The following is a 15,410-nucleotide window of genomic DNA, read 5'->3' on the forward strand; positions in this document are numbered from 1 at the left end:
AGCCATCCACGAGCACATGGGGGAAGACATGTCCGACGGCCACGAGCACAACGGGCACGAGAACGTACCGAGCAGGCAGCGCAGGCGCTTCCCGGGCATCTCCTCGCGTGCCTACGAGCACCCCGCCGACCGCTCGGCCCTGGTGGCCCTGCGCAAGCTCAGCGGCTTCGACACGGTCTTCAAGGCACTGAGCGGCCTGCTGCCCGAGCGCAGCCTCAGGCTGTTGTTCCTGTCCGACTCGGTCCGGGTGTCGGACCAGCAGTTCACCCACCTCAACGACATGCTGCGGGACGCCTGTTACATCCTGGACCTGGAGAAGGTCCCGCCGATGTACGTCAACCAGGACCCGGTGCCGAACGCGATGTGCATCGGCCTGGACGAGCCGATCATCGTGGTCACGACCGGTCTGGTGGAGCTGCTCGACGAGGAGGAGATGCAGGCGGTGATCGGCCACGAGGTGGGCCACGCCCTCTCCGGCCACTCGGTGTACCGCACGATCCTGCTGTTCCTGACCAGCCTCGCCGTCCGGGTCGCCTGGATCCCGCTGGGCAACCTCGCGATCATGGCGATCGTGACGGGCCTGCGGGAGTGGTTCCGCAAGTCGGAGCTCTCCGCCGACCGGGCAGGCCTGCTCGTCGGCCAGGACCTGCAGTCCTCGATGCGCGGCCTGATGAAGATCGCGGGCGGCAATCACCTGCACGAGATGAACGTGGACGCGTTCCTGAAGCAGGCCGAGGAGTACGAGGCGGGCGGCGACCTGCGCGACTCGGTCCTGAAGATCCTGAACGTCCTGCCGCGCTCGCACCCCTTCACCACGGTCCGCGCGGCCGAGCTGAAGAAGTGGGCCGAGTCCCGCGACTACCAGCGGCTCATGGACGGCCACTACCCGCGCCGCACCGAGGACAAGGACACCTCGGTCACCGACTCCTTCCGCGAGTCTGCGTCCCATTACGCCGATCACGTGAAGTCCTCCAAGGACCCGCTGATGAAGCTGGTCACGGACATCGCGGGCGGCGCGGGAGACCTGGGCGGCCGGGTCCGGCGGGGCTTCGGCGGCTTCACGGGCACGACGACGGCGACACCGAAGGACGAGCCGAGGCGGGGGGACACGGACGACACGGACGACCAGGGGTCAGGCAGCTCCGGCAGCTGAGGACAGGGGTCCGACGGCTACGGCTGAGGACAGGGTCCGACGGAGGAGGACCGGCTCACACCTTCGGCTGGGCCCCCGCCGCCAGAGACCCGCACAGCGCCGTGGCCCCACCCGTGGCGTAGGGGTCGGTCCCCGCCGGGCCGCCCTCCTTCGCCGTCTGCCCGGCCAGGAGCGGGTGGAGCCGGTTCGTGGAGTCCTCGGCGCAGGACAGCGGTCCGGCCTGGACGTAGGAGACGACCAGCTGCGCCTGGTGCAGCCGCAGGTCCTCGCGGTCGAAACGGAAGTGCAGCTCGCGCCGGACGGTGAACAGTGACGCCTCGCCGACCTGCTCCGCCTGGGCGGCCCGCAGCGCGTACACGAACGTATGGTCCGCCGTGACCTCCAGCGTGGTCGAGTCGGTCTCGGCTGCCTGGAGCGTGCCCTGCACGCGGATCTTGCGGTCGGCCAGCTCGGTCTCGGAGGAATCGAAGCGAACCAGCCACCCGGTCGGAGCGTGTCGCCCGTCCGCGGCCGGCTGCCTGAAGCTCTGGTCGAACTGGTCCAGTTGATCGGGGTCGAGCAGCACCCGGACCGGCCGGACCTGGTCGCCCGTGAGCACCTCGGGATACAGCGCGGACCGCACGATGTAGTCCTTCGCGATGCTCAGCGCGTTGGTCACCTGGCTGTCCGAGAAGTGCGCCGTCCGCCGCGCGGCCGGAAGCGGTATGCCCTCCGCGCCGATGCGGAACTGCGCGGCGGGACTCTGCGCGTACAGACGCTCGGTGTCGGTCGCCCCGGGCACCTTGCTCTGCGGGGCGAGCGGGATGACGGTCATCCGCAGGGGCTCGGCGGGCGGCCCGGAACTGGCGGGGCTCTGGTAGGGATGCCGTACACCCATATAGATCGCCGTACCGAAGGCCACGGCGATCAGGAGGACGAGGATCAGTGCCTGCCGGGACAGCCCCCGGCGCAGGGGTGGACGGCTGCGGACGGCGGGCGCGTGATCGCCCATGCGCTCCTGCGCGGAGAACTCCTGAAGGCGGGCAGCGCGCACGAACGACTCGTCGAAGACGACGGATCGGTACTCGTCCTCTCCACCTGCGGGTCCGCCCTCGGGTGTCCCCTCAGGTGGGTCTCCAGGCCCTCCCATACTTTCAGGGTAGGTCGCCGGAAGCCCCGGTAAACGCCCTGGTACACGACAAGTTCTGACAGGTTCTCACCAGGTTGGTCAGACCGCTGTCCGTAGCGCTCAGGCCCGCGATCAGGTCCGGTCAGGGCGTACGCGGGGTCGCCGAGATGGCCGGCTGGGAGTGGTCGGCGGAGGCGGAGGGAGCGACTCCGTTGCCCTGTTCGAGACCGGTGGACGCGGGCGGCGGGACCTGCTGGTCCCGGCCGCTGGAGGAGGCGCCGCGATAGACCGCCGTGAAGGCCAGCGCGACCATGCCGATGCCCATCACGAGGGCGAGGATCCAGGCGACGGGACGATGCCAGCGGACCTGCTTGCCGTACGTCCCCGGGGCGCCGTAACGGCCCTCGACTATGTCCGTGTCGTCCAGATCGTCGAAGTCCGGATCATGGCCGAAAGGGGTGTGGCCGTCGGGGCCGTACCCGTCGTCGTACCGCTCGCCCCGGCCGTGTGCCCGGCGTGCTTCCGCCTCGGAGGCCTCCGCTCTCGCCTGGGCGGCGGCCAGCAGGCGCTCGACGGCGGTCGGCTCGTGCACCACGGCCGCCTGCACGAAGGCCTCGTCGAAGACCACGGAGGCGAACTCTTCGTCCGACACCCCGCGGTCGTGGTCGTCGTCGGGCTCCCAGCCGTCAGGGAACGGCGTGCCCCCCACGTCCTCCGGCACGGGATCCAGAGTAGACCTGGGGGGTCAATTTGGGCAGACGGTAGGGAAATTCATCCGCCTTATGAGACACCTGGCGCGCAGTACGGAAGCGGCCTGGGGGCGCGTGTCGGACGCATATGCCCTGGCCGTGCGCCGTGCGCCCCGAGGGCCGCCAACGCGCCCCGATGACGCGGATTCGGCGCGGCTCAGCGCCGTACGTGCCCGTCCCCGGTGACGATGTACTTCGTGCTGGTCAGCTCCGGCAGCCCCATCGGGCCGCGGGCGTGCAGCTTCTGCGTGGAGATGCCGATCTCCGCACCGAAGCCGAACTGGCCGCCGTCGGTGAAGCGGGTGGAGGCGTTCACCGCGACCGTCGTGGAGTCGACCAGCTGGGTGAAGCGGCGGGCGGCCTGCTGCGAGGTCGTGACGATGGCCTCGGTGTGACCGGAGGTCCACAGCCGGATGTGCTCGACGGCCTTGTCCAGCGAGTCCACGACCGCGGCGGCGATGTCGTACGAGAGGTACTCGGACTCCCAGTCCTCCGCCGTGGCCTCGACGACGGTCGCCTTGGAGTCCTTGGCGTACGCCAGCACCCTCTCGTCGGCGTGCACGGTCACCCCGGCGTCGGCGAGGGCGTCCAGGGCGCGCGGCAGGAACTCGGGGGCGATGTCCTGGTGGACCAGGAGGGTCTCGGCGGCGTTGCAGACGCTGACGCGCTGGGCCTTGGAGTTGATCAGGATCTCGATGGCCATGTCGAGGTCGGCATGGGCGTCGACGTAGACATGGCAGTTGCCGGTGCCGGTCTCGATCACGGGGACGATCGACTCCGTGACGACGGTCTGGATCAGCGACGCGCCACCGCGCGGGATCAGCACGTCGACCAGGCCGCGGGCCCGCATCAGCTCGCGCACGCTCTCCCGGCTCTCCCCGGGCACCAGCTGCACGGCGTCGGCGGGCAGGCCGGCCCCGCCCACGGCGTCGCGGATCACCCGGACGAGCGCCGAGTTCGACTCGTACGCCGAGGCCGAGCCGCGCAGCAGCACCGCGTTGCCGGACTTCAGGCAGAGGGCGGCGGCGTCCACGGTGACGTTCGGGCGGGCCTCGTAGATGATCCCGACGACGCCGAGCGGGACGCGGACCTGGCGCAGGTCGATGCCGTTGGGGAGGGTGGAGCCGCGCACGACCTCGCCGACCGGGTCGGGCAGCGCCACGACGTCCCGCACGTCGGAGGCGATGGCGCGCACCCGCTCCGGCGTCAACGTCAGCCGGTCGATGATCGCCTCGCTGGTGCCGGCCTCGCGGGCCTTGGCGATGTCCTTGGCGTTGGCCTCGACGATCTCGCTCGTACGGACCTCCAGTGCGTCCGCGATGGCGAGCAGCGCGTCGTCCTTCTCGGCCCGCGGCAGCGGGGCGAGGTCGGCGGCGGCGGCCTTGGCGCGGTAGGCGGCCCGGTTGACCGGGGACATGGAGTCGTACGGCGAGAGCGTGGTCATGAAAGAAGGGTAGTGCGGTTGCCAGGCCGGTTCAGCGCGCATTCCGAACCGCGAGACAAACCCTGCGGGGCCGCTCAGTAGGGGTGGACGCCCACGGGAGTCGCGGGTGACGGTCCGTAGCCCTCGGCGATGCGCAGGTGGTAGGTCTCGCGGTCGATGACCTCCAGGCCGACGATCTCCCAGGGCGGCAGCCCCGCGCTCTGCCGGTGCTCGCCCCACAGGCGCAGGGCGACGGCCGCGGCGTCGTGCAGGTCGCGGGCCTCTTCCCAGTAGCGGATCTCGGCGTGGTCGTTGGCGTATCTGCTGGTCAGCAGAAAGGGGTGGTCGTGGGCGAGCTGTTCGAGGGCGCGCCGCACCTCCTTCAGCGGGGCCTCCTGGCCGGAGACGCTGAGGGTGACGTGCCACAGACGGGGCAGATCCTTGGGCTCCTCGTACCGGTCGCCGGCCGCGACGCTCGTCAAGGCGCGCTCCTCACCGGCCGCACGGGACGAGGCCCCACCGGCACCGCGGGACGCCGCCCCAGGGCGCACTCGTCTCACGACGGCCTCCTTTACGCATGCCCGGAATCGGGGTGGTGCGGAATGCCTCCCCGAGACAAAGTTGAGCAGGCCGCAAGGGCTTGTGGGGCGGTTTTGCGGAACGTCCACCTGAGGGCGACATCGCTAGCGGGGCGTTCCCCCCGTTTTCGGCCCGGCCCGAGAGCCGCCCCCCTCCCACACGCCCCTCAGGGATGCAGGATCACCAAGTCGTCCCGATGGACGACCTCCCGCTCGTACTCCGCACCCAACTCCCGCGCCAGCTCCCGCGTCGAGCGTCCGAGCAGTTGCGGAATCTCCTTGGCGTCGAAGTTGACGAGTCCGCGGGCCACCGCGCGCCCCGCGCTGTCGCGCAGTTCGACCGGGTCGCCCGCGCTGAACTCGCCCTCGACGGCGGCGATTCCGGCCGGCAGCAGGGACGTGCGGCGCTCCACGACCGCCCGTACCGCACCGTCGTCGAGGGTGAGCGAGCCCTGGGGTGTGGAGGCGTGCTGGAGCCACAGGAGCCGGTCGGCGGAGCGCTTGCCGGTGGCGTGGAAGTAGGTGCCGGTGTCGCCGCCGTGCAGTGCCTCGGCGGCGTGGATCGCGCTGGTGAGGACGACCGGGATGCCAGCGGCGGCGGCGATCCGGGCCGCCTCGACCTTGGTGACCATGCCACCGGTGCCGACGCCGGCCTTGCCCGCGCTGCCGATCTCGACCTGGGCGAGATCCTCCGGCCCCCGCACCTCCGCTATCCGCGAGGTGCCCGGCTTGCGGGGGTCGCCGTCGTACACGCCGTCCACGTCGGACAGGAGGACCAGCAGATCGGCCCGTACGAGGTGGGCGACCAGGGCGGCGAGCCGGTCGTTGTCGCCGAAGCGGATCTCGTCCGTGGCGACGGTGTCGTTCTCGTTGACGATCGGGAACGCGCCCATCGCGAGCAGCTTGTCGAGGGTGCGCGAGGCGTTGCGGTGGTGGGCGCGGCGGCTCATGTCGTCGCTGGTCAGCAGGACCTGGCCGACGCGGACGCCGTAGCGGGCGAACGAGGCGGTGTAGCGGGCCACGAGCAGACCCTGGCCGACGCTGGCGGCGGCCTGCTGGCGGGCCAGGTCCTTGGGGCGCCGGCGCAGGCCCAGCGGGGCGAGACCGGCCGCGATGGCGCCGGAGGAGACGAGGACGACCTCCCGCTCCCCGCCGCTACGGCTCTTGGCGAGGACGTCGACGAGCGCGTCCACACGGTCGGCGTCCAGCCCTCCCGACGCGGTGGTCAGCGACGAGGACCCCACCTTGACGACGATCCTGCGGGCCTCGCGCACACCCTGCCTTGCCCCTGCCACCTGTGCTCTTTCCCCTCGCGTACATCCGGTTGCCTGCTCGGCAATCTACGCGAAGCGGATCGTTCGGCGCGCGGGGATTCCAGCCCCCGGACAGGCGGGCGGTAACTGTTTGCTCACGCGTCGCGCACGGCAAAAAGGTTGCGTTGGTTGCCTATAGAAAACAACGACAGGGCAAACATATTTTGAACTCTGTGTCACACAATGTTCACGATGTACGCCGCGGGAAGCGCCTCCTCGTCCGCTCCGGCAAGAGCCCCTACGACGTGGTTTCCGTGGAGGAGTCCCTGCACCGGGACGTCATCGCCACCAACTCCGGCAACCTGATCTTCAGCGACGCCACCCACAAGATCCTCGAGACCCCGCACACCGAGGTCGTCTCGAACGGCATCCGCACCGACGTCTCGGCGGCCGGCCGGATCAACGAGGAGTACGACGCCTTCGTCGTCCCGCTCGCGAACGCGTTCCGGCCTTCGTTCGAGGGTCAGTTGAAGCGGCTGACTCGGCTGATCGGCAAGCTCCGGATCCCCGTGGTCGTGGTGGGGGTCGGCGCACAGGCCGGGCTCGGCTACAACGCGGCGCGGCTGAAGGGCATCGAGCCCGCGGTGCGCGAGTTCGTCTCCGCCGTGCTCGACCGCAGCGCCTCGATCGGGGTCCGGGGCGAGTTCACCGAGAAGTACCTGAAGGACCTGGGCTTCAGGGACGTCGAGGTCATCGGCTGCCCCTCGCTGTTCCTGTACGGCAAGGAACTCACCGTCACCAAGCGGGAGCCCGCCCTCGGCGCCGGCTCCCGGATCGCGGTGAACGGCTCGCACAGCGCGGTGAAGTCCCAGGGCCTGGACCGGGTCATCGACCGCGCCCACGCCCGCTACCCCCACCTGCGTTTCATCGGCCAGAACATCAGCGACGCACGGCAGTTGCACTGGCGGGACCTGTCCGACCCGAACGGCCAGGTGACGGCGATGCCGACGCACCCCGAGCACCCGATGTACCAGGAGGACAAGGTCCGCGTCTACGTCGACCCGGTCACCTGGATCGACGACCTGCGCGGGTTCGACTTCTCCTTCGGCTCCCGCATCCACGGCAACATCGCCGCGCTGCTCGCGGGCACGCCGGCGACCGTGCTGTGCGGTGACTCGCGCACGCTGGAGCTGTGCCGCTACTTCGACATCCCGCACCGCCGGATCGACAAGCTGCCCGAGGACCTGGACCCGGCGTCGCTGTACGAGGAGGCCGACTTCGGCGCCCTGATGAGCGGCCACCATGAGCGGTTCGAGCGGTTCACGGCGTTCCTGGACCGCAACGGCCTGGAGAACACGTTCACCCACGGCGACGGCGGCGCCGCCTTCGACGAACGCATGAGGTCGCTGGCCTTCCCGGCGGGCGTGCGCCCCTGGAACGACGCCGACCTCACCTCGCTCACCACCCGGTTCGGCTGGCTGCAGAGCCGTATCGGCGAACTCGCCCTGGACAACGACCGGTTGCGGCGGGAGCTGTCCCGCGCCAAGGGCGGCCCGGCGCTCCCGGCGACGTCCGTCTACCGCCGGGCGCGGCGCGTGGTGGGCGGCCCGATCCGGCGGGCGTTGCAGTCCGGACGGTAGGGGCGGCGACTGGCGGCAGCCCGGTCACTCCAGGCCCCCAGGACACGTGCGTGTCGTCTGCAGGCCGCCGCGCGTTAACCCGGACGCACGACGTCCCGCGCCGACCTTGGAGTGACCGCAGTTGCCCACACCCCTGTCCCGCATCCCGGCGAGAGCGCTCGTCACGGCTCTCCTGGTCGCCGCCTTCGTCGCCCAGGCCGTGGCGGCGCTGCGCCCGCACGTCCCGCTGCTGCTGGCCGCGACGGTCGTGTCCCTGGCCGTCGAGGGCGTGCTGTACCGCTGGCACCGGGGCATGCTGTCGGTGTTCGCCAAGTCGCACGCGGACATCACCGTGCGGCATGTGCTGCGGGACCTGCTGCTGGTCGTGGCCCTGCTGCGGCTCGGCGAGCAGCATCGGGAGACGCTGTACACGCCGCTCGTCGCGGGTCTCCTCGCCTTCTACGCGCTGCACTGCGCGATCCAGGCGGTCTCGGTGCTGGTCCGCCGTACCCGCACCCTGCCGGTGGTCACCCGCAACATCGACGCCTCGGCCCTGCGCCTCTCCCCCGCCCCACCGGTCCTGCTGCGCCGCCCCGGCGACCGCCTGCTCGTGTTCGGCCTCCCGGCCACCGCGGGCCTGCTGACCACGGCGGCCACCGACGACCCCCGCTGCGCGGCCCTCGGTATCGCGCTGTCCCTCGGGCTCGCCCTCCTGGGCCTGTACGACCTTCTGGTACGGCTGCTGCCGAGCCGTCGCCCGGCGGGTGAGCGGGAGGCGCTGGCCTGGCTGGACGCGTGGCTCGCGGAGTACCGGCCGACGGCCGGCCTGTACTTCTCCGGCGGCGCCTCCTCGGCGTACCAGGCGAACATGTGGCTGGAGCCGCTCGCGCAGTTGGAGGGCCGTCCCCTGATCGTGCTGCGGGAGCGGTTCATGGTGCAGAAGATCGCGCCGACGGACGTACCGATCCTGTGTCTGCCGAAGGTCTCCACGCTGATGCGTCTGGAGGAGTCCTCGCTCCAGGTCCTCATCCACCCGTCCAACTCCGGCAAGACCTCCCAGGTCCTGCGCATCCCCACGCTGAAGCACACCTTCGTCAACCACGGGGAGAGCGACAAGCTGTCGTCCTGCAACCCGTACGCGAAGGCGTACGACGAGGTGTGGGTGGCGGGGCCGGCGGCGCGGGAGCGGTACGCGCTGGCCGAGGTGGGCGTCGAGGACAAGGACGTCGTGGAGATCGGCCGACCACAGCTGGACGCCGTACGGCCATGCGAGGGCCCGTCGGACCGTGCCCGCGGCGGAGCCGCTGACGGCCACCGCACGACCGTCCTGTACGCGCCGACCTGGGAGGGCTGGGACGGCAACCCCGGCAACACCTCGGTGGTCGAGGCCGGTGAGAACCTCGTGCGGGCGCTGCTCGCGGAGCCTGGTGTACGGCTGCTGTACAAGCCGCATCCGCTGACGGGGTCGGTGGATCCGCGCGCCGGGGCGGCCGATCTGCGGATCCGTGAGCTGATCCGGGCGGCGAACCGGGAGCGGGCGGCCGAGCAGCCGCGCGAGAACGGTGAACTCGCCCAGCTCACACGGGAGTTGGACCGGCTCACCACGACGACCGACCGGGCCGGCGCCGATCAGGTGGAGCGGATGCTGCTCCAGGCGGTGCCGGAGCCGGGGCGGGCTCAGGCGGTGGCGGCGGCCACGGCGGCCTGGGAGGAGGCGTACTGGGCGTCACTGCCGGAGGGGGAGCACCAGGTCGTCACGGCCGCCCGGCCCACGCTGTACGCCTGCTTCAACGTGGCCGACCTGCTGATCAGCGATGTGTCGAGCGTGATCAGCGACTTCCTGGCGAGCGGCAAGCCGTACGCCGTGGCGAACACCAGCGGCCTCGCGGAGGACGTGTTCCGCAAGGCCTTCCCGACCGTGCGCGCGGCGACCGTGCTGACGCCGGACGCGGGCGGGGTGCCGGAGCTGCTGGACACGGTGCGGCACCCCGAGAGGGACGAACTGGTCCAGGCGCGGGCGGAGTTGAAGCGGCACCTGCTGGGGCCGGACGAGCCGACGTCACAGGTGCGCTTCAACGACGCCGTACAGGCGCTGTGTTCGGCGGCCCGGCAGCACCGGGCGCGGATGGCGGAGCGGCTGGCGGCGGAGTTCCCCGCGGAGATCCCCGACCAGCGCCGGTCCGTCACGCCGCAGCAGCCCGCCCGCCCGGCGTAGCCCCGCGCGAGGACTTCAGCACCCGGCGCGCCTTGCGCACCGCACGCCGCACGAACGAGTCCACGCCGCCCTCCCGGTACCCCGGGAAGACGCGGGCCTCGCGCGGTTCGGCGAGGTACACGGAGTCAGGTATCCCGGCCACCTCGTCCCGGAAGTGCGGGTAGGCGAGGTAGACCCGGCGGCCCTTCTTCTCCAGGAGGGCCGCCGCCTGCTTCTTGGCCTTGATGAACTCCACGACGGACAGCAGGAGTTCACCCCGCTGTTCGGCGACCAGGTGCAGCCGCAGACGCTCCTCGACCTTGAAGCGGCGGGCGATGCTCGCGGTCCAGTAGGCGTCCATGAGGGGCGCCGCCAGTTCGAGCTTGTGCTGCCTGACCTTCTCGCTGTCCTTGGCGTACTTGGGCCCGAACTGCGGCAGCAGGGTGATGAGGAAGGGGCGGACCATCAGGGTGTCGCGCCGGTCGCCCGCCGGCACGTGCTCGGCGATCAGGTTCATCAGGGCGCGCGCGGAGTCGAAGCGCAGGGTGTAGCTGCCGCTCTTGGTCACGTGCTTGCCGTCGTCGCGGCCCACCAGGTAGTAGCAGGTGTGGTCGGCGACCACGGAGACGCCGTTCGCCCGCAGATAGGCCTCCATCGTGAACACCGCGTCCTCGCCGGTCCACAGGGACTCGTCGAAGCGCATGTTGTGCTTGGTCAGCAGCTCGCGGCGGAACAGCTTCTGCGCGCTCAGGGTGAACTTGATGTTGGAGGAGAAGACGTCGGTCCGCTCCAGCGTCTCGCCCCACATCGACTTGGGCGCGGTGCGGTTGACGCCCTCGACCCGGCCGAGCACGACGTCCGTGCCGTTCTGGTCGGCCATCGCGACCATGCGCTCCAGGGCCTCGGGGCCCAGTCGGTCGTCGGCGTCCAGGAAGAAGACGTAACGCCCGGCCGCCTTGCCCAGGCCGACGTTGCGCGGGCCGCTGGGGCCACCGGAGTTGTCCTGCCGGATCACGGTCACCGGCATCGGGACCCGGGCGGCGAACTCCTCCAGGCACTCCCCCGTGCCGTCCGTCGACCCGTCGTCGACGGCGATGACCTCGATGCGCTCCGGATCGATGGTCTGTGCCTCGACGGATGCCAGGCACTCGATCAGATACGGCATCGCTTCGTACGCCCCGATGATCACACTCACATCAGGCTGCGTGACGGTCACGTTTCCCCCTTATCAACGGGATATTTCCCCCGTATCGCCTCATTCGCTACTTGATAGACGGCTGGATGATGGAAGCGGTTGCCTCGAACCCATACATTCGTGACTCAGGTCACATAGCGAACTGACATGGACTTACGTTATTCGGGAAACGTAAGAGGCCTGCTAGAAGCGGTGCGGCCGAGCACAAGAGACGACGGTGCGGGCGCCCACGAGAAACGGCGCGGCCCCCGAGGAGTGCTCCTCGGGGGCCGCGCCGTTGGTTCGCGGATCAGGCCGTCACATCGTCCCCGGCCACGGCCACCCGCGGCCCGGGTACGGTCGCCGGTTGGGCCTCGGCGGCTCCGGCCGCCGCCCGTGACTCCTGGCCGACGTTGCGCGACTCGGCCTTGATCGCGAGGTTCGACACCGCGGTGTTGAACTGGACGATGGAGGTCGGCTCGTCCGGCCCCAGCAGGTACCGCTTGAGGTCCTTGCGGTCCTCGGCCAGCGGGTCGGCGGACGGCTCCCGTACGGCGTCCAGCAGCTCGCCCAGTTCGGCAGCGCTGTTGGCCAGGATCGTCGCGGCGCGCACCGCGGTGTTCTGCCGCTTGAACTCCTCCACGCCCAGCTCGGCTGAGTCCGTGACGGCGTACGGCTTGCCGCTGGCGATGAAGTCGGAGACCACGCTGGAGATGTCGGAGACCATCGCGTCGGAGACGTTGAAGCAGTCGTACAGCCGCGGCTCGGCGCCCGTGATGACGCGGTGCTCGTGGCCGGGGAAGGAACGCCAGTACGCGGTGTTCCACTCGGTGCGCAGCCGGGCGACCTCCTCGTGCCGGGCGGGGTCGACCAGCCCGTCGCGGGTGGCCTCGGCCTCGTCGCCCTTGACGCTGCCGCTGCCCTTGCCGGACAGCTCGGCGAGGCGGGCCTCGATACGGGCCAGCTCGGCCTTGGCGGCGGTCTGCGCGGCGGCGTCGACCGTGAAGCGCGGGTCGGCGGCGCGCTCGGTGGCGGCCTGCTCGACCAGGGCGGTGATCCGGCGGTGCGCGGCGCCGGCCTCCTTGCTGACGGTGCCGGTGAAGGGGTGCGGCTTGTACAGGACACGGACCGGCGGATCGGCCTTGACCAGCTTCTTCACGATGTTCTCGCCGGCCAGCACGATCGAGGTGTTGCCGGGGTTGCCGTCCCAGCCCTCCCAGGTGGGGGCGTACAGAACGGTCGGGATCCGGCCCTCGGGGACGCCGCTCCAACCCTGGATCGGCGCCAGCTGCGGGCGGCCGACCTCGACGATGTCGTCGTCGCGGACGCCGACGTCGGCGATGGCGTAGCGGTCGCGGCCCGCGCGCCCGGCGGTCCACACCTCGTCGTAGACCTTGCTGTACGGGTTGACGCTGGCCAGCTTGTCGCTGTCGCCGTGGCCGATGAAGACGTGCTTCATGGTCGGGACGCGCAGCAGGTGGATGTTCTTGCCGACGTTCGCGGCGTAAAGCGCGACGCGCACGTTGGAGAGGTCCAGGTTCATCAGGTGCACGCCACCGGGCACGCAGATGACCGGGACCGTGGTGGGCGCCATGTTGTTCAGGATGGCGCGCTCACGCAGGATGATCAGCGGCTTGGAGTCCAGCTGCTCCATGGTCTCCAGCCACATGTTGACCTGGTAGGCGGAGTCCTTGGAGCCGGAGAAGTACAGCACCGTCTCGGGCCGGTACTCGCCCAGCCAGTCGTCGACGGCGGCCAGGACGGTCTCCGCGTTCGGCGGGATCTTGCGGCCGCGGACGTACGGCACGAGCGTGAAGACGTACAGGAAGCCGAGGCCCACGGTGACGCCGATGCCGATGAAGCCGGCGACGGCCGACTCCAGGGCGGCCGAGACGAGGATGCCCGCGACGGCCGCGAGGTCGAGGTGCAGCATCTTCTCGGCCGAGCGGTGCAGCAGCCGGCGCGGCGGGGCGTCCGGGATGCGGATGCGGGAGGCGAGGTCGACGCTGCGGGTGGCGACCGGCATACGGCGGCGGTTGCGGATCAGGGTGACCAGCGCGCCGTGCGGGGCCTGGAGGCCGTAGAAGGCGATGAAGCAGGCGATCGCGCCGTAGTAGATCAGGTCGTCCGCGAAACCGAGCCGGGCCAGCAGCAGGATCAGCAGCAGCTGCCTGATCAGGAAGCGGATCGACAGACCGGCCCGGACCTTGCTCAGGCGGTTGACCAGATAGCTGCCCTTGCGGTGCAGATAGTGGTCCGCCAGGTACGTCACGGCGGCCGCGGCCGCGAAGGCGGGAACGCTCGGGATGAGCGCGGCCAGCATGAGCGCCGGAAAGCCCAGGATCATGAGGGCCGCCGCAGCGAGCTCGGCCGGGCTGCCCACCCGGGCGACGCGAATAGCGGTGGATATCACGGAGAACCTGCTCAGGGAGTGGGGCCGGTCTGATGGGTGAGGTGTGAAGAGGGAAGGACTCAGGCCCCTGTGAATTCTTCGTGAACGAAGAATCGCAGAGGCCTGAATTCCATAAGGCTATTAACCGCTGATTATGCCACGCCGTCCTGGCGGTCCAGAACACTCGCCAGCGCCTGCTCGAAGCCGGACGCCTTTCCGGCGGGCGCGGTCGGGTCCTGCTGGCGGACGTCGATCACATGGCCGGTCAGCTCGGAGAGCAGCACGTCGAGGGAGGTGCGGGCGACGGCCTCGGAGGAGAGCAGGCTGCCCGCGGGCTCCTGGCCGAAGGCCTTGGTGCGCATCGGGGTGGCGGTGCGCTCCGGGTTGATGCAGTTGACGCGGATGCCGTCGCCGGCCCACTCGTCGGACAGGGCCTGGGTGAGGTTCACCATGGCGGCCTTGGTCGAGGAGTACAGGCTGTACTCGGCGCGACCGCGGGTGTAGCTGCTGGAGGTGTACAGCAGCAACTGGCCCTTGGTCTCGGCCAGGTACTTGTACGAGGAGCGCGCGATCTGCACCGGGGCGAGGTAGTTGACCTTCAGCGCCTCCTCGATGGTGGCGTTGTCGGTCTCGGCGAGCTTGCCGATGCGCAGGACACCGGCGGTGTTGACGACGTAGTCGATGCGCCCGGTCTCGGCGTACGCCTTGGACAGCGCGTCGTCGACCTCCTCCGGGTTCTCGACGTGCGTGCCGGTGGTGGAGCGGCCGAGCGCGTACACCTTGGAGCCGTAGGACTCGGCGAGCTCGGCGATGTCCTTGCCGATGCCGTACGAGCCGCCGAAGACGACGATCGTCTTGCCGTTCAGCAGCTCGCGGTAGGCCTCCTCGTCGTACTGCTCGGGCGTGGCCGTGGAGGCCAGCTGGAACAGCTTGTCGGCGATGAAGACGTCGACGGGCTGGGTGACCTTCATGTTGTACTCGTCACCCGCGACGACGTGGATCGGCACGTCCGGCAGGTACTTGAGCACGACGGAGCAGTCGTCGGTGGCCTGGAAGTTGGGGTCGCCCGCGGCGACCTCGTAGGCCCGCTTGATCGTGGACAGCTTGAAGGCCTGCGGCGTCTGGCCGCGGCGCAGCCGGGAGCGGTCCGGGATCTCGGTGATGAACTCGCCGTCGTCGCCGTGCGTGCGCGTGACGATGATGGTGTCCGCGGACGGGATGGCGACGTCGACGGCCTGGAAGCGCTCCAGCGCCACGACGCAGTCGTCGATGACGCGCTGCGACAGCAGGGGGCGGACGGCGTCGTGGAACAGGACGTTGAGGTCCTCGCCCTCGGCCAAGCCCTCACCGAGGGCGTCGATGGCGCGCTCGGTGGTCTCGTTTCGCGTGGAGCCGCCCTCGATGATCTTCTTGACCTTCGTGAACCCGGCCTTGGCGACGATCTTCTCGATGTCCGGCACATAGCCGGGCGCCATCAGCACGATGATGTCGTCGATCGAGTCGGCCTTCTCGAAGGTGGTCAACGTGTGCTCGATGACTGCCTTGCCGGCGATCTTCAGCAGCTGCTTGGGGATCGACAGACCCACCCGCTGACCGGTGCCACCGGCCAGGATCACTGCGGTGGTACGGGGCTTGGCTATGTGCTGGGACACAGGTGACCTACCTTGTGGCGACTGGGAACTTGGAAATGGTCCCACTTGGGGTTACCGCAGTGCAAGGTGAGCGCCCCCGGCTGCATATGTGCGCGCAACCTGTCATTCACCTTGT

The 15,410-nt window shown here is 70.1% G+C and carries 11 protein-coding genes; 3 read left to right on the forward strand and 8 right to left on the reverse strand.

Features of this window, described 5'->3' with window-relative positions:
* Positions 1-16: 16 nt before the first annotated feature.
* On the forward strand, positions 17-1,153 hold the full coding sequence (locus tag ACIA8X_RS05270) for a M48 family metallopeptidase (protein WP_393451332.1): 1,137 nt from the start codon (positions 17-19) through the stop codon (positions 1,151-1,153).
* Positions 1,154-1,208: 55 nt separating this feature from the next.
* Here the strand turns inward: ACIA8X_RS05270 and ACIA8X_RS05275 are convergent, their stop codons facing one another.
* The 5 genes from ACIA8X_RS05275 to proB all read right to left on the reverse strand — a co-directional run bounded on the left by ACIA8X_RS05275 (position 1,209) and on the right by proB (position 6,285).
* Positions 1,209-2,282, reverse strand: coding sequence for a hypothetical protein (locus tag ACIA8X_RS05275; RefSeq protein ID WP_393451335.1), 1,074 nt, complete (start codon positions 2,280-2,282; stop codon positions 1,209-1,211).
* A 121-nt stretch (positions 2,283-2,403) separates the two neighbouring features.
* A complete protein-coding gene (locus ACIA8X_RS05280) occupies positions 2,404-2,982 on the reverse strand; it encodes a hypothetical protein (RefSeq protein ID WP_393451338.1) in 579 nt (192 codons plus the stop codon).
* A 185-nt stretch (positions 2,983-3,167) separates the two neighbouring features.
* Positions 3,168-4,454 (reverse strand): glutamate-5-semialdehyde dehydrogenase, encoded by a 1,287-nt coding sequence (locus ACIA8X_RS05285; RefSeq protein WP_393451341.1) that lies wholly within the window; start codon positions 4,452-4,454, stop codon positions 3,168-3,170.
* A 74-nt stretch (positions 4,455-4,528) separates the two neighbouring features.
* Positions 4,529-4,984 carry a hypothetical protein gene (locus ACIA8X_RS05290; RefSeq protein ID WP_393452068.1) on the reverse strand — a complete coding sequence of 152 codons (456 nt, stop codon included), beginning with the start codon at positions 4,982-4,984 and terminating at the stop codon, positions 4,529-4,531.
* A gap of 194 nt (positions 4,985-5,178) precedes the next feature.
* Complete coding sequence (gene proB / locus ACIA8X_RS05295; protein ID WP_393452071.1) at positions 5,179-6,285, reverse strand: glutamate 5-kinase; 1,107 nt, start codon at positions 6,283-6,285, stop codon at positions 5,179-5,181.
* A gap of 212 nt (positions 6,286-6,497) precedes the next feature.
* On the opposite strand from proB, the gene ACIA8X_RS05300 reads away from it, so the two are divergent.
* The gene (locus ACIA8X_RS05300) at positions 6,498-7,904 is read left to right on the forward strand and encodes a polysaccharide pyruvyl transferase family protein (protein WP_399457817.1); all 1,407 of its coding nucleotides are present in this window, start codon (positions 6,498-6,500) and stop codon (positions 7,902-7,904) included.
* Positions 7,905-8,025: 121 nt separating this feature from the next.
* Entirely contained in the window at positions 8,026-10,098 is a 2,073-nt protein-coding gene (locus ACIA8X_RS05305; protein WP_399457818.1) for a hypothetical protein, read from the forward strand.
* Here ACIA8X_RS05305 and ACIA8X_RS05310 read toward each other — a convergent pair.
* The 3 genes from ACIA8X_RS05310 to ACIA8X_RS05320 all read right to left on the reverse strand — a co-directional run bounded on the left by ACIA8X_RS05310 (position 10,067) and on the right by ACIA8X_RS05320 (position 15,295).
* Positions 10,067-11,293 (reverse strand): glycosyltransferase family 2 protein, encoded by a 1,227-nt coding sequence (locus ACIA8X_RS05310; RefSeq protein WP_393451350.1) that lies wholly within the window; start codon positions 11,291-11,293, stop codon positions 10,067-10,069. The two genes, ACIA8X_RS05305 and ACIA8X_RS05310, sit on opposite strands and share 32 nt — an antisense overlap.
* A gap of 268 nt (positions 11,294-11,561) precedes the next feature.
* Positions 11,562-13,634, reverse strand: coding sequence for a hypothetical protein (locus ACIA8X_RS05315; RefSeq protein ID WP_399457975.1), 2,073 nt, complete (start codon positions 13,632-13,634; stop codon positions 11,562-11,564).
* Positions 13,635-13,795: 161 nt separating this feature from the next.
* Positions 13,796-15,295, reverse strand: a complete 1,500-nt coding sequence (locus tag ACIA8X_RS05320; RefSeq protein WP_393451353.1) for a D-ribitol-5-phosphate cytidylyltransferase — start codon at positions 15,293-15,295, stop codon at positions 13,796-13,798.
* Positions 15,296-15,410 lie beyond the last annotated feature (115 nt).

The sequence above is a fragment of the Streptomyces sp. NPDC051738 genome, from assembly GCF_044453205.1.
GTDB lineage: Bacteria > Actinomycetota > Actinomycetes > Streptomycetales > Streptomycetaceae > Streptomyces.

Excerpts from the sequence above, each read along its gene's own strand:
- ACIA8X_RS05270 (WP_393451332.1), top strand. The coding sequence starts at position 17 with ATGGGGGAAGACATGTCCGACGGCCACGAGCACAACGGGCACGAGAAC.
- ACIA8X_RS05275 (WP_393451335.1), bottom strand. The coding sequence starts at position 2,282 with ATGGGAGGGCCTGGAGACCCACCTGAGGGGACACCCGAGGGCGGACCC.
- ACIA8X_RS05285 (WP_393451341.1), bottom strand. The coding sequence starts at position 4,454 with ATGACCACGCTCTCGCCGTACGACTCCATGTCCCCGGTCAACCGGGCC.